The following is a 13,869-nucleotide window of genomic DNA, read 5'->3' as shown; positions in this document are numbered from 1 at the left end:
ATGATGACCGCGTTGGCTACCGTTACAGACGTGCATCGTCGCGGCAAGCAATTCGAAATTGATTTAAGTTGCGAACAGCAGACCAGTTGCAGTAGTTGCTCTTCACAGAAAAGCTGTGGAACGGGCGTTGTTACTAAAGCCATTGGTAACAAGAGTTTATCTTGGCACCTGCGCACGGATAAATCGGTGAAAATAGGTCAAGTCGTCGAGATTGGTTTTCCTGAGTCGAGCCTAATAAAATCAGCAATGGCGGTTTATTTACTGCCATTGTTTGGTTTGATTATCGGTGCGATGTTTGGTCACTTCCTATTAGCGCCGCTGACAGCCGGCGGGGAAGGCATCATCATATTGGCATCGGTATTGTTTGCCGCTGGTGGAATGTGGATCGCAAAACGTGTTTCTCGTCCGTTAGAAGATGAATCCAAGCGCCAAGTTACCCTCGTTCGGGTACTTGGAGAGCCAATCCAGTAAGTGCTGTCCCCCTCCACTAAAGGTTATTTGGGTATGTACTTTAAATTACGTGCGCCCGTTAACGAAATTCGGTAGAATCTGCCAACTTGATTGAAATGCCGTCAGTAGATGGCGTTTCTTACTGTCCCTATTTGTAAAGAGTTAGTCACCCTAAATCTATGAAGCACATTCGTAACTTTTCGATTATCGCCCACATCGACCATGGTAAGTCGACCCTATCAGACCGTCTAATCCAAGTTTGTGGCGGGTTAACCGATCGTGAAATGGCCGCACAGGTTCTGGATTCTATGGATCTTGAACGTGAGCGTGGCATCACCATCAAATCTCAGAGTGTGACGCTAAACTACACCGCTAAAGACGGTGAGACGTATCAGCTGAACTTCATCGATACTCCGGGGCACGTTGACTTTGCATATGAAGTATCACGTTCTCTAGCGGCTTGTGAAGGTGCGCTATTGGTTGTGGATGCGGGTCAAGGTGTTGAGGCTCAAACACTGGCTAACTGTTACACCGCGATCGAAATGGATCTAGAGGTTGTGCCAATCTTAAACAAGATTGACCTACCTGCAGCTGATCCTGAGCGTGTAGCGGAAGAAATTGAAGAAATCGTTGGTATCGATGCAATGGAAGCAACCCGCTGTTCTGCGAAGACAGGCATCGGTGTTGATGACGTTCTAGAGAACATTGTGTCAGCGATTCCAGCACCGGAAGGTGATCCAGATGCGCCACTACAAGCGCTGATCATTGACTCATGGTTTGATAACTACCTTGGCGTTGTTTCTTTAGTGCGTATTAAAAACGGCGAACTGAAGAAGAACGATAAGATCAAAGTGATGAGTACGGGCCAAGTTTGGGGTGTAGATCGTCTTGGTATCTTTACGCCAAAACAAGTAGATACCGATATCCTTCGTACTGGTGAAGTAGGTTGGGTTGTTTGTGGTATCAAAGACATTCTTGGTGCCCCTGTTGGTGATACGCTGACTCTAGCGAAGAATGGTTGTGATAAACCGCTACCAGGCTTTAAGAAAGTTAAACCTCAGGTTTACGCAGGTCTGTTCCCTGTATCTTCTGACGATTACGAGAACTTCCGTGACGCACTAGGCAAACTAAGCCTAAACGACGCATCGCTATTCTACGAGCCAGAAAACTCTGCAGCACTAGGCTTTGGTTTCCGTTGTGGTTTCCTTGGCATGTTGCACATGGAAATCATCCAAGAGCGTCTAGAGCGTGAATACGACTTGGATCTTATTACCACAGCACCAACGGTAGTTTACGAAGTTGAGAAGACGGATGGCGATCTGCTGTATGTTGATAGCCCAGCAAAACTACCAGCGATCAATGATATTGAAGAAATTCGTGAACCGATTGCGCGTTGTAATATCCTTGTGCCTTCAGAGTACCTAGGTAATGTAATCACCCTGTGTGTTGAAAAGCGAGGCAGTCAAGTTGATATGGTTTACCACGGTAACCAAGTCGCTGTGACTTACGATATTCCAATGGCTGAAGTGGTACTGGATTTCTTCGATCGTCTGAAATCAACATCACGCGGTTACGCATCTTTGGATTACAACTTCCAGCGTTTTGAAGCTTCGAACATGGTACGTGTAGACGTTCTTCTTAACGGTGACACTGTTGATGCATTGGCGATGATCACACACAAAGATCAGTCTCAGACTCGCGGTCGTCAGTTGGTAGAGAAGATGAAAGAATTCATCCCTCGCCAAATGTTTGATATCGCAATCCAAGCGGCAATTGGTAACCACATTATCGCTCGTTCAACGGTAAAACAGTTGCGTAAGAACGTTATTGCGAAATGTTACGGCGGTGACGTAAGTCGTAAGAAAAAACTTCTGAAGAAACAGAAAGAAGGTAAGAAACGCATGAAGCAGATCGGTAACGTTGAGCTGCCTCAAGAAGCGTTCCTAGCCATCCTTCACGTAGGTAAAGACTAAAGTTGAACTTTGTCTCACACTTGTCGGTCTTAAGACGTTAGATATTAAAATAAGTGAAAGGGTTTCGGCTCTTTCACTTTCGTATTTTTAGATAAGGGAATTTAATGGCGAATACATTCTCACTGATGTTGGTTATTGCGACTTTGGTAACTGGCGTGGTTTGGCTATTGGAAAAGCTGGTTTTCGCGAAAAAGCGTCAGGAAAAACTGGCTGAGATTCAAGCTCAGACGTCTAATGGTTTGGATGCAGTGACCTTGCAAAAAGTTGAGCGTCAGCCTTGGTGGGTTGAAAATAGCGTCTCTATTTTTCCTGTGATCGCGTTCGTTTTAGTATTACGTTCTTTTATCTACGAACCATTTCAAATCCCATCAGGCTCAATGATGCCTACCTTGCTGGTTGGCGATTTCATTTTAGTTGAGAAGTACGCGTATGGTCTAAAAGACCCAGTATGGCGTACTCAGCTAGTGGAAACTGGTAAGCCTGAGCGTGGTGATATCGTGGTATTCAAATACCCACCACAACCAAGTGTGGACTACATTAAGCGTGTAGTTGGTTTACCTGGTGATATCGTGCGTTATTCAAGTGATAAGCAGCTTTGCGTGCAAAGCCAAGGCGAATCGGCATGTAAGCCAGTTAAACTGAGCAATGTTGAAGAAAGTCAGTTTAGCTCGAACGGTATTCCAATGATCCAACTGGATGAAAAATTGGGTAACGTTGAGCACAATATTTTGGTTAACCCTCTTGTGCGTAACCGCGTGGAGCAATATTTCCCACACAGCGGCACGACAGAGTGGGTTGTACCACAAGGTCAGTATTTTGTGATGGGTGATAACCGTGACAACAGTGCTGACAGCCGTTACTGGGGCTTTGTTCCAGAAGCAAACTTAGTCGGTAAAGCTGTCGCGATCTGGATCAGCTTCGAGTTTGATCGTGGCGCAGATAGTGTTCTACCTTCATGGATTCCAACTGGTGTGCGTTTTAACCGCATCGGTGGCATTCACTAACCATTCAAATATCGAGAGAGTATGAATTCTCCAATTGATAAACTAGAGAGAAAGCTCGGCTACCAGTTTCAAGATGCCGGGCTTATCAATTTGGCGCTGACGCACCGCAGCGCCAACAGTAAGCACAATGAACGTCTTGAGTTTCTGGGCGATTCAATTTTAAGTTTTGTCATCGCTGATGATCTGTACCATCGTTTCCCAAAAGTGAACGAAGGTGACATGAGCCGCATGCGTGCTACTTTGGTTCGCGGACATACATTGGCGGAACTGGGTCGTGAATTCGATCTAGGAGATTATTTAAAATTAGGTCCAGGTGAATTGAAGAGTGGCGGTTTTCGCCGAGACTCTATTTTAGCCGATGCGGTTGAAGCCATTATTGGCGCAATTTACCTAGACAGTGATCTTGAAGTTGTGCGAGGCATTGTACTGAGTTGGTACAACTCACGCCTTGAAGCCATTAAACCAGGCGTTTCACAGAAAGATCCGAAAACTCGCCTACAAGAGTTCCTACAAGGCAGAAGAAAACCGCTGCCTGTCTACACAGTGACTAATATTAAAGGTGAAGCGCACAACCAAGAGTTCACGGTTGAGTGCGAAGTAGCAGGTGTGGATAAGCCTGTAATCGGTAAAGGCACCAGCCGCCGCAAGGCAGAACAAGCGGCTGCTGAAACAGCACTTGAGCAATTAACAAATGGCTGATAACGAATTCGATATCGATGCGTTTTTCGCATCACAGGGTGAGCCAAGCTCGCCAGAAAACCAACACTGTGGCTTTATTGCTATTGTTGGTCGTCCAAACGTAGGTAAGTCGACACTTTTGAACAAGATTTTGGGTCAGAAGATTTCGATCACCTCACGTAAGCCGCAAACAACACGCCACCGCATAATGGGTGTGGACACGGATGGCGATTACCAAGCGATTTACGTCGACACGCCAGGACTTCACATTGAAGAAAAGCGTGCGATCAACCGTTTGATGAACCGTGCAGCTAACTCGTCATTGAGTGATGTAAACCTTGTGTTCTTCTTAGTCGATGGTACGCATTGGACTAAAGACGATGAGATGGTGCTGACCAAACTTCAAAAATCGAACTTCCCAGTTGTGCTTTGTGTAAACAAAGTCGACAACGTACAAGATCGTAACGACGTGATGCTACACATGGCGGAGATGTCGAAGAAGATGGACTTCGTGGATGTTGTGCCAATCTCTGCCAAGCAAGGTAAGAACATTGACGTACTGCGTAAGCACGTGCGTAATCACTTACCTAAAGCAACGCATCACTTCCCAGAAGAATACGTGACTGACCGTTCTCAGCGTTTTATGGCGTCTGAGATTGTGCGTGAAAAGCTGATGCGCTTTACTGGTGAAGAGCTGCCATACTCAGTAACGGTTGAAATTGAACGTTTTGATTACAACCCAGAAACCGACGGTTTCCACATCAATGCCTTGATTCTTGTTGAGCGTAATGGCCAGAAGAAAATGGTGATTGGCAAAGGCGGCGAGAAGATTAAGACTATTGGTCGCGAAGCGCGTTTAGATATGGAAGAATTGTTCGGTCGTAAAGTTTACCTAGAAACCTGGGTAAAAGTGAAATCTGGCTGGGCAGACGACGAACGAGCGTTGCGTTCGTTGGGTTATATAGACGATTTATAATCTTGGCTGCGAAGGTGCTTCGCTCCAACATCGATGAAAAATCAGTATCGATTAAAATAAGGAGCCGCTCGGCTCCTTATTTTTTATTTCACACTTTTTAGGCACAATGACTTAGATGAGTAATCTGTCTTCCGAAGGTTTACAGCGCTGTTTTGTATTGCACCGACGCCCTTACAGTGAATCGAGCTTAATCCTTGATGTATTTAGTGAGGAATATGGCCGAATGACTTTAATGGCCAAAGGCGCGCGCAGTAAGCGTTCGAACTTAAAAGGCGCATTGCAACCTTTTACCCCGCTATTACTTAAATGGTCGGGGAAAGGCTCGATGAAAACTTTGCGTCAAGCCGAGCCGATAAGTCTAGGTTTGCCGTTAACGGGCATTAATCTCTACTCAGCCATGTACGTCAATGAACTGATTGGCCGTATTTTGATGGCTGAAGTGCCGATGCCAGCACTATTTCATGATTATTTGCATGCGTTAACCGAGTTGGCGCACAACGAGAACCCTGAGCCTGCACTGCGTCGTTTTGAGTTAGCCTTGCTGTCTGCGATGGGGTATGGCGTGGATTTTTTGCATTGTGCAGGTACCGGCGAGCCCGTCGATCCAGAAATGACCTATCGTTACCGGGAACAGAAAGGGTTTATTGCTTCGGTTAGGCGCGATAACCTCACGTTTTTAGGGAATGAACTGATTGCTATCAGTGAGCGGCGGTTCGTCACTAAAGAGCAGCTAAAAGCGGCAAAACGCTTTACACGTATAGCCTTAAAGCCGTATCTTGGCGGCAAACCTTTAAAAAGTCGTGAATTTTTCATTCAGACCCCCAGAGCACGGAGTAACGGAAAATGAGCTCAATTTATTTAGGCGTCAATATCGACCATATTGCCACTCTACGTAATGCACGTGGTACAAAATACCCAGATCCTGTTCACGCTGCTGAAATTGCAGAGCGTGCAGGCGCGGACGGTATCACTATCCACTTACGTGAAGACCGTCGCCATATTTTGGATCGTGATGTACGTATTCTGCGTGAAACCATTCAAACGCGTATGAATCTAGAGATGGCAGTGACGGACGAAATGGTTGAGATTGCGCTGCAAACTAAACCAGAGTTTGTGTGTTTAGTGCCTGAAAAGCGTGAAGAACTGACGACGGAAGGTGGCTTAGATGTAGTAGGGCAGCTTGAAAAAATTAAAGCTGCGACGAAAAAGCTGACAGATGCAGGCATTAAAGTTTCGCTATTTATTGATGCTGACCGTCAACAGATTGAAGCTGCGAAAAAGTGTGGCGCTCCGTTTATTGAGCTACATACTGGCCATTATGCAGATGCGACGACAGAAGACGAGCAACAAGCTGAACTGAAGAAGATTGCCGCTGGTGCTAGTTATGCACATGATCTAGGTATTATTGTTAATGCCGGGCATGGCCTGACTTATCACAATGTCGCACCAATTGCTGCATTACCAGAAATTTACGAACTCAACATTGGTCACTCAATCATTGGTCGCGCGGTATTTGATGGTTTAAATAAAGCGGTTGCTGACATGAAAGCATTGATGATTGAGGCTCGCCAGTCATAGGGCTATCTAGATGGCGATTATAGGGTTAGGGACCGACATTGCAGAAATTGAGCGTATTGAAAAAGCGTTAGCTCGTAGTGGTGAACCTTTTGCTCAGCGGATTCTTTCAGAAGAAGAAATGGCCAAATTCTCACAGCTTAAGCTGCAAGGTCGTTATCTTGCTAAGCGCTTTGCTGTTAAAGAAGCTGCCTCAAAAGCATTGGGGACAGGGATCGCAAAAGGGGTCACGTTTCACGACTTTTCCATCTCGAACGATGAGCTTGGAAAACCAGTACTCGCATTGACGGGCACAGCCAAGCAAATAGCGGATGCGATGGGTGTTAACCACATTCACCTGTCCATTTCCGATGAGCGTCATTACGCTGTGGCGACGGTCATTTTTGAATCCTAGCTTGTAAGTCTTAAACAAAATACTAAAAAGCCAGAGCATTTGCTCTGGCTTTTGTTTCTCTTCAATAGATCACTGTTCAAGGTATAACTTTGCGGTTGTTGTTACTTTAATCATTTCATCTTGCAGCTCGAACATTTCAGGCTCAACCTCCTCAAGACTGACCCCTGAGCGCAGTGCTTGCTCAAGCGTCGCACAGAGTGACTTCAGTCTTGGAACGCCACAATATGAACTACTGCCGTGCAGCTTATGGATGACATGAATTAGGTCATCACGAGAGATATCTTCTTGCTCCAGAGCTTGGTCAACGACTGCTTCTACTTCAGGGATGAACTCAATCAACATGCGTAGCATGTCTTTAGCGAGATCCTCTTTATTCGCGCTCTGTTTTAAGGCTGCTTGCCAATCAATAATCACATCCTGCTGAGGCGAAGAAACGGGTTGTGGTGCGCTTCCTTCAGGTTCATCAACGTATGAAGGGGCGACTTTGCCAATGCTCTCTGTACAAGCATTTGGGTTCCAGTGAACCAAAACCTGTTGCAGCACATGCTCTTCAATAGGTTTGGTCAAGTAGTCATCCATTCCTGCTGAGAGCAAGCGGTCTCGTTCCCCTGCCATGGCATGCGCCGTTACCGCAATCACTGGCGTGTCTTTATTTAGCTCCAACTCTTTAATGTGCTTACAAGCGGTCACACCATCCATTTGTGGCATTTGGATATCCATGAAGATTAAATCGTACTTTTTCTCTGTCGCCAGGTTCACCGCTTGCTGGCCATTGCTACAGGCGGTGACGGTTTCTACTCGTTCGCGGAGTAGTGCAGAGATCAGCTTCAAGTTTGCAGGGTTGTCATCCACTGCTAGTACAGTGAGAGGTAAACGGTCCCCTTCGCTTGGCGTAATTGGAGCGCTTAATACCGGTGGCGATTCTACATGTTCGCTAATCAGGCTTTGTAGCAACTTACGGCGAGACAATGGTTTCGTCAGGCACTGGACGTGATGCTCTGTCATTATTTGGTCCGCAAGCGCCAATTCGGTACTCGGTGTCCCTAGGAGAACACTCGGAGCCATGCGTTTCGCTTGTTCTATCCAAGGTGTAATAACTTCCGCATCGTGAGTCTGGTTGGCCGCTAAATTCAACAGTACATAATCATATTGTTCTTCGTTGTTTGGTAGCGAAGAGCGGTAGGTTACTAAAATACCCTCCTGACTTAGAATCTGTTGGGTTACGGATGCGGCTTGCATGTTTGGTTCAATCAGCAGTAACTGCTTCCCAGTCAGAAGTTCCACTTCAATCAGTTCGCTCATTGGCATCTCGGTTGAGTGCAAGCGCACCGTAAACCAGAAGGTTGAACCTTGGTGTAGACGGCTGGTTAAACTGATTTCGCCGCCCATCTGGCTCACCAGTTTCTGAGTGATAACTAGACCAAGACCAGTACCGCCGTAACGACGTGAAATACTTGCATCTGCTTGGCTAAAGGCTTGGAACAACTGCGCTTGCTGACGCTCAGAGATACCAATACCGGTATCACGCACCATGAATTGCAGTTCGACGGAGTCTCCTGATTGAGAGCGCATTTCTACGCTAACATCAATGTTGCCTCGCTCGGTAAACTTGATTGAGTTACCGACTAAGTTCGTCAAAATTTGCTGAATACGTAGTGGATCCCCAACTAAACCTGGTGGAATTTTAGGGTCCACTTTTAGGGTGATTTCTAACCCTTTCTCATGTGCACTTGTGGCTTGTAGGTTAATTACCTCTTCTAAACTTTCTCGGAAATCAAAAGGAATATTTTCCAGCGCCAGCTTACCCGCTTCAAGTTTCGAGAAGTCGAGAATGTCATTGATGATATTCAGCAGGTTGTTCGCCGACTTCTCAATCGTCTGTAGGTAATCCGTTTGGCTGTTAGAAAGCTGCGTTTTAAGCATTTGACGAGTAAAGCCAATCACCCCATTGAGCGGAGTACGCAGCTCGTGCGACATGTTCGCCAAGAACTCTGACTTAACCCTGGCTGCTTCTTGCGCGCGTTTCTTCGCGATATCCAGCTCAACGTTCTGAATTTCTAGCTGCTCAAGCGTTTCACGTAAGTCGGACGTGGCTTGGTCTATACTGTGCTGCATCTCCACGTGATATTCTGATAACGATACCGCCATGGCGTTGATGCCATTTTTTAGCTGGTCTAACTCACCGTGCATTTTGCCTTCGATACGCACATCCAGATGACCACGGCGAATTCGGTCAACGACATTCTTCATGTGGGTGATAGGTTGGGTCACATCGTGCATTAGACGTGAAGCAAACACACTTGCTAAGCCAAGACCGAGAACCAGAACTAAAAACGCAGAGAAGACTTCTTGATACTGTTGCAGCCTCAAGGAGGAGAGATCTAACTCGACGGCGATGTAACCAATCGCTTTTGTGCCTTGGCTTTCGTTCGACAACTCCGCTAAGTAGTGACCTTCTGACAAAATGGGGACACGCAATATCAGTGAGTTTTCGTAGATTTCCGAATTACCCAGTTGCGGGATCGGTTTATCTTTGGGAAACATCAAGGCTTCAAAATTAGGATGAAAGTTAGAGGTTACAAAGAGCTCATGATGTTCATCAAATACCGCGATACTACGAACCAGTTTGGAGTTTTTACGGTGCGCGTAGCTTATCAAGCGACGTACCGCCTCTCGGCTTTCTGATAGTAGATGAGTTTCACTGGCAATCGCCAGCGGCTCAATAATGCTGTTACCAGTGGTGATAACTTGTTTCTCAAGGTCTTGGTAGCGGTTAAATGAGAAAAAGCCGCTCAGTAATAAACCAATAATGAGAGTGGGAGCGAGAGTTAGTGTAATTACACGTGCTCGTAAGCCATATCTGGTCATGTTATCTAATTACATCGGAGTCTGGATATGGGAAAATAACGCATTATTTCTCAAGCGCACGATAAAGCCTTGAGCAAAGAAGTGACGTCACCGAATAAACGGTAAGCATAATCAAGTCACTCGAATCACACAACGGCTGCAATCAAGAATAGTGAAGCCGAAGAGCAATTACACATAAATCAGGCATAGAGCATGGCACGCATCTTTCAACCGAAAAAGAAAACCCAACTCAATACTCGGCACCAAGCAGTGCAAGTAGAGCGTTTAGATCACCACGGCGCAGGCATTGCTTACCTCAAAAAGAAGCCATTGTTTATTGATGGAGCACTGCCGGGTGAGGAGGTGGTCACTCAATTGGTGGAAGAAAAGAGCAAATACGCTCGCGGTAAGTTGATTAAAATCCTTAAGCCGAGTGAAGCTCGTGTGGAGCCATTTTGCCCACATTATCATGAGTGCGGTGGCTGTGATTTGCAGCATTTAGATTATGACCAACAATTGACGTACAAACAGCAAACGTTGCGTCAGCTAATGCGAAAATTTTCAGGCAGTGATATTGAACTAGATGCCCCGTTATTGGGATATTCGCAGGCCTACCGTCGCCGTGCGAGAGTGAGCTTGTTTGTTGATAAAAAAACACGTCAGCTACATTTTGGTTTCCGTAAAAAGCAGAGTAAGCAAATTGCGCAAGTGACCGATTGCCTAGTGCTGGCACCGGAACTGAATGTTTTGCTGCCAGAGATTTACTCAGCCCTAAAAGCGTTCAAAAAGCCGGAACAATTGGGTCATGTAGAGCTGGTACTTGGTGATAATGGACCGTGTATTACGCTGCGCCACTTGAGCGCTCTGACAACGAGTGAAACTCAATCTCTAACGGAGTTGGCAAAACGTCATGGCGCATCGTTGTACTTGATGCCATCGACAGAACAATTAGACCTTATCGAAGGCGATATGCCTTTTTATCAAGAAGTTGGAGTGAAAATCCCTTTTGCACCAAATAACTTTATTCAAGTAAACCAAGGTGTAAACCAACAAATGGTCAAGCAAGCGGTTGAGTGGTTAGACCCACAAAAAAGTGACCGAGTGTTAGATTTGTTCTGTGGTTTAGGCAACTTTAGTTTACCAGTTGCGAAATTAGCTAAGCACGTGGTTGGAGTAGAGGGTGTTGCAGAGATGGTAGAAAAAGCCACAAACAATGCATCTTTGAACCAAATCAATAACGCGCAATTTTATCACGCTAACCTTGAGCAAGATTTTGAAGGCCAAGCCTGGGCCGCAGAGCGGTTTGATAAAGTATTATTAGACCCGGCACGCGCGGGAGCGAGTGGGATCATCGATCAAGTTTCTGAGCTTGGCGCACAGCGTGTAGTTTATGTTTCTTGTAATCCTGCTACCCTTGCTAGGGATAGTCAAAGCTTGATAGAGCAAGGCTATAAATTAACTAAATTAGGTATGCTGGATATGTTCCCTCATACCAGTCATCTAGAATCGATGGCATTGTTTGAAAAGTCCTAACTTTAGGACTTTGACCCCTTATTTGTGGTGGGTGGTCATAAAGCCAGCGTGTACGCGCGGTAAAAAGAACTAACCTGGACGGTGTTAGTCAAACCACACGAATATAATAATTAGGATGATGAGATGGTTGCGGTAAGAAGCGCGCATTTAAACCAAGATGAACAGTTTGAACTCGAAAACTGGGTGGCTAGCCTAGGACAAGAGAAAAACACAGCCTCACGCTTAATCGAAGTATATCGAGATTGCCAGACGGTATTGGCTGATAACGAGCAAGCGGAGCTGTTGTTGTGGCGTGGACGAGAAATGATCGAAATTTTGATCACCTTGTCTATGGATCAAGCCACTTTAGTGGCTGCTCAACTGTTTCCTTTGGTTTCAAGTGGTGCTTTTAACAGAGAAATTCTGGAAGAGAAATACAGCAAAGAAATCATAAAATTAATCGACGGCGTTGAAGAAATGGCTGCTATTGGCCAACTCAACGTCAACATGGAAGGCAGTGCAGCGTCATCTCAGGTAGATAACGTACGCCGCATGCTGCTTGCCATGGTGGATGACTTCCGCTGCGTAGTTATCAAGCTCGCGGAACGAATTTGTAACCTTATTGAAGTTAAAAAAGCGCCAGATGAAGTTCGACGTGCGGCGGCAAAAGAGTGTGCCAACATCTATGCGCCGCTAGCAAACCGATTAGGCATCGGTCAGCTGAAATGGGAAATTGAAGATTACGCTTTCCGCTACCAACAACCGGAAACTTACAAACAAATTGCCAAACAGCTTTCTGAGCGACGCATCGTTCGTGAACAATACATCAAAGACTTTGTTGAAGACCTCACGCACGAAATGGAAGTGTCGGGCATCAATGCCGAAGTGAGTGGTCGACCTAAGCACATCTACAGCATTTGGCGAAAAATGCAGAAAAAGAGTTTGGCCTTTGATGAGCTGTTTGATGTGCGAGCAGTGCGTATCATCGCAGACAAACTGCAAGATTGTTACGCGGCTTTAGGCGTAGTTCACACCAAATACAAGCATCTACCGAGCGAGTTTGATGACTACGTTGCTAACCCTAAACCAAACGGTTATCAATCGATCCATACAGTAATTCTAGGGCCAGAAGGCAAAACCATCGAGATCCAGATTCGTACCAAGCAAATGCATGAAGAGTCGGAACTGGGGGTTGCAGCGCACTGGAAATATAAAGAAGGGGCAAGCAGCCGAAGCGGTTATGATGAGAAGATCACGTGGCTGCGTAAGCTACTGGATTGGCAAGAAGAAATGTCTGACTCTGGCGAAATGCTCGATGAGCTGCGTAGCCAAGTCTTTGATGACCGTGTTTATGCCTTTACACCACGTGGTGATGTTGTCGATTTGCCAATGGGGGCAACGCCGCTAGATTTTGCCTATCACATTCACTCCGAAGTGGGACACCGTTGTATCGGTGCCAAAGTCGGAGGTCGTATTGTGCCGTTCACGCATAAATTACATATGGGTGACCAAGTCGAGATTATCACTCAGAAAGAACCTAACCCATCACGTGACTGGTTAAACCCATCATTAGGCTTCGTTCATTCTGGTCGTGCGCGTGCCAAAATTAACGCCTGGTTCCGAAAACAAAGCCGTGAGAAGAACCTCGAAGCAGGTCGTGAAATCCTTGAGCATGAGTTAGCCAAAATTGGCGCAACGTTAAAAGATGCAGAGCATTACGCCCTCAAGCGGTTTAACGTCAAAACACCAGATGAATTGTATGTTGGGGTAGGTAGCGGTGATTTGCGCATCAACCAAATCATTAACCATATCAACGCGTTAGTTAACAAGCCAACGGCAGAGGAAGAAGACCAGCAAGCACTGGAAAAACTGCAAGAAGCTGAGCATAAATCACCCGCGCAAAGCCGACCGAAAAAAGACGCAGTTGTAGTAGAAGGCGTCGATAACCTAATGACACATCTAGCACGTTGCTGTCAGCCAATTCCAGGTGACGATATCTCTGGTTACATAACGCAAGGTCGTGGGATTTCAGTACACCGTAGTGACTGTGAACAGCTAGAAGAACTGCGCCATCATGCGCCAGAGCGCATCATCGATACAGTCTGGGGCAGCGGCTTTGTGGGGTCATACATCCTCACCGTGCGTGTTGAAGCGATGGAGCGAGGTGGTCTACTCAAAGACATTACGACACTGTTCGCCAACGAAAAGATCAAAGTGACCAGTATGAAGAACCGAGTCGACTACAGACGTCAACTTGCCATCATGGACTTTGACCTAGAAGTCACCAATATTGAGGTGCTTTCGCGGGTTTCGAAGCGTGTGGAACAGATCAAGGATGTCATGACGGTGAAACGCCTCGGCTAAAACTCTCGTCATAGTTATCGTTGTAGCGTTGTTGCCTGCGCTCACTCCGGAGTGCCGGCCCAGGCTCATCACATAGGCGAGCTATGCTCAGGAGTC

Annotated in this window: 11 protein-coding genes; 10 read left to right on the top strand and 1 reads right to left on the bottom strand. The window is 46.2% G+C overall.

The window, feature by feature from the left end; genetic code table 11:
• The 8 genes from R7P64_RS12895 to acpS all read left to right on the top strand — a co-directional run bounded on the left by R7P64_RS12895 (position 1) and on the right by acpS (position 7,050).
• Positions 1-471 carry a SoxR reducing system RseC family protein gene (locus R7P64_RS12895; RefSeq protein WP_005380936.1) on the top strand — a complete coding sequence of 157 codons (471 nt, stop codon included), beginning with the start codon at positions 1-3 and terminating at the stop codon, positions 469-471.
• A 158-nt stretch (positions 472-629) separates the two neighbouring features.
• Positions 630-2,423 carry a translation elongation factor 4 gene (gene lepA, locus R7P64_RS12890; protein WP_005384577.1) on the top strand — a complete coding sequence of 598 codons (1,794 nt, stop codon included), beginning with the start codon at positions 630-632 and terminating at the stop codon, positions 2,421-2,423.
• A gap of 104 nt (positions 2,424-2,527) precedes the next feature.
• Positions 2,528-3,427: a signal peptidase I gene (gene lepB, locus R7P64_RS12885; RefSeq protein WP_318123584.1), complete on the top strand. Its 900-nt coding sequence runs from the start codon at positions 2,528-2,530 to the stop codon at positions 3,425-3,427.
• Between the two features lie 21 nt (positions 3,428-3,448).
• Complete coding sequence (gene rnc, locus R7P64_RS12880) at positions 3,449-4,126, top strand: ribonuclease III (RefSeq protein WP_005393907.1); 678 nt, start codon at positions 3,449-3,451, stop codon at positions 4,124-4,126.
• Positions 4,119-5,081 (top strand): GTPase Era, encoded by a 963-nt coding sequence (gene era, locus R7P64_RS12875; protein WP_005380931.1) that lies wholly within the window; start codon positions 4,119-4,121, stop codon positions 5,079-5,081. The genes rnc and era overlap by 8 nt, the downstream gene beginning before the upstream one ends.
• Positions 5,082-5,196: 115 nt before the next feature.
• On the top strand, positions 5,197-5,928 hold the full coding sequence (gene recO / locus R7P64_RS12870; RefSeq protein ID WP_005384578.1) for a DNA repair protein RecO: 732 nt from the start codon (positions 5,197-5,199) through the stop codon (positions 5,926-5,928).
• Positions 5,925-6,659: a pyridoxine 5'-phosphate synthase gene (gene pdxJ, locus R7P64_RS12865; RefSeq protein WP_005384579.1), complete on the top strand. Its 735-nt coding sequence runs from the start codon at positions 5,925-5,927 to the stop codon at positions 6,657-6,659. The genes recO and pdxJ overlap by 4 nt, the downstream gene beginning before the upstream one ends.
• A gap of 10 nt (positions 6,660-6,669) precedes the next feature.
• Positions 6,670-7,050 (top strand): holo-ACP synthase, encoded by a 381-nt coding sequence (acpS, locus tag R7P64_RS12860; RefSeq protein WP_005380927.1) that lies wholly within the window; start codon positions 6,670-6,672, stop codon positions 7,048-7,050.
• 69 nt (positions 7,051-7,119) lie between these two features.
• On the opposite strand, the gene barA is transcribed toward acpS, so the two are convergent.
• On the bottom strand, positions 7,120-9,918 hold the full coding sequence (gene barA / locus R7P64_RS12855) for a two-component sensor histidine kinase BarA (protein WP_005383774.1): 2,799 nt from the start codon (positions 9,916-9,918) through the stop codon (positions 7,120-7,122).
• A gap of 192 nt (positions 9,919-10,110) precedes the next feature.
• Here barA and rlmD point away from each other — a divergent pair, with 192 nt between their 5' ends.
• Together rlmD and relA are read left to right on the top strand one after the other, a co-directional pair.
• Entirely contained in the window at positions 10,111-11,430 is a 1,320-nt protein-coding gene (rlmD, locus tag R7P64_RS12850) for a 23S rRNA (uracil(1939)-C(5))-methyltransferase RlmD (protein WP_213898882.1), read from the top strand.
• A 123-nt stretch (positions 11,431-11,553) separates the two neighbouring features.
• Positions 11,554-13,773 (top strand): GTP diphosphokinase, encoded by a 2,220-nt coding sequence (gene relA, locus R7P64_RS12845; RefSeq protein ID WP_005380915.1) that lies wholly within the window; start codon positions 11,554-11,556, stop codon positions 13,771-13,773.
• Positions 13,774-13,869 lie beyond the last annotated feature (96 nt).

It is taken from the genome of Vibrio sp. 2304, assembly GCF_033339475.1.
Taxonomy (GTDB): domain Bacteria; phylum Pseudomonadota; class Gammaproteobacteria; order Enterobacterales; family Vibrionaceae; genus Vibrio; species Vibrio alginolyticus.
The sequence above is the reverse complement of the archived record's forward strand: the minus strand, read 5'-3'. Positions and strand labels throughout refer to the sequence as shown.

Bases quoted from the DNA above. Each gene is read 5' to 3' on its own strand.
- R7P64_RS12895 (WP_005380936.1), top strand. From the start codon at position 1: ATGATGACCGCGTTGGCTACCGTTACAGACGTGCATCGTCGCGGCAAG.
- lepA (WP_005384577.1), top strand. From the start codon at position 630: ATGAAGCACATTCGTAACTTTTCGATTATCGCCCACATCGACCATGGT.
- lepB (WP_318123584.1), top strand. From the start codon at position 2,528: ATGGCGAATACATTCTCACTGATGTTGGTTATTGCGACTTTGGTAACT.
- rnc (WP_005393907.1), top strand. From the start codon at position 3,449: ATGAATTCTCCAATTGATAAACTAGAGAGAAAGCTCGGCTACCAGTTT.
- era (WP_005380931.1), top strand. From the start codon at position 4,119: ATGGCTGATAACGAATTCGATATCGATGCGTTTTTCGCATCACAGGGT.
- recO (WP_005384578.1), top strand. From the start codon at position 5,197: ATGAGTAATCTGTCTTCCGAAGGTTTACAGCGCTGTTTTGTATTGCAC.
- pdxJ (WP_005384579.1), top strand. From the start codon at position 5,925: ATGAGCTCAATTTATTTAGGCGTCAATATCGACCATATTGCCACTCTA.
- acpS (WP_005380927.1), top strand. From the start codon at position 6,670: ATGGCGATTATAGGGTTAGGGACCGACATTGCAGAAATTGAGCGTATT.
- barA (WP_005383774.1), bottom strand. From the start codon at position 9,918: ATGACCAGATATGGCTTACGAGCACGTGTAATTACACTAACTCTCGCT.
- rlmD (WP_213898882.1), top strand. From the start codon at position 10,111: ATGGCACGCATCTTTCAACCGAAAAAGAAAACCCAACTCAATACTCGG.
- relA (WP_005380915.1), top strand. From the start codon at position 11,554: ATGGTTGCGGTAAGAAGCGCGCATTTAAACCAAGATGAACAGTTTGAA.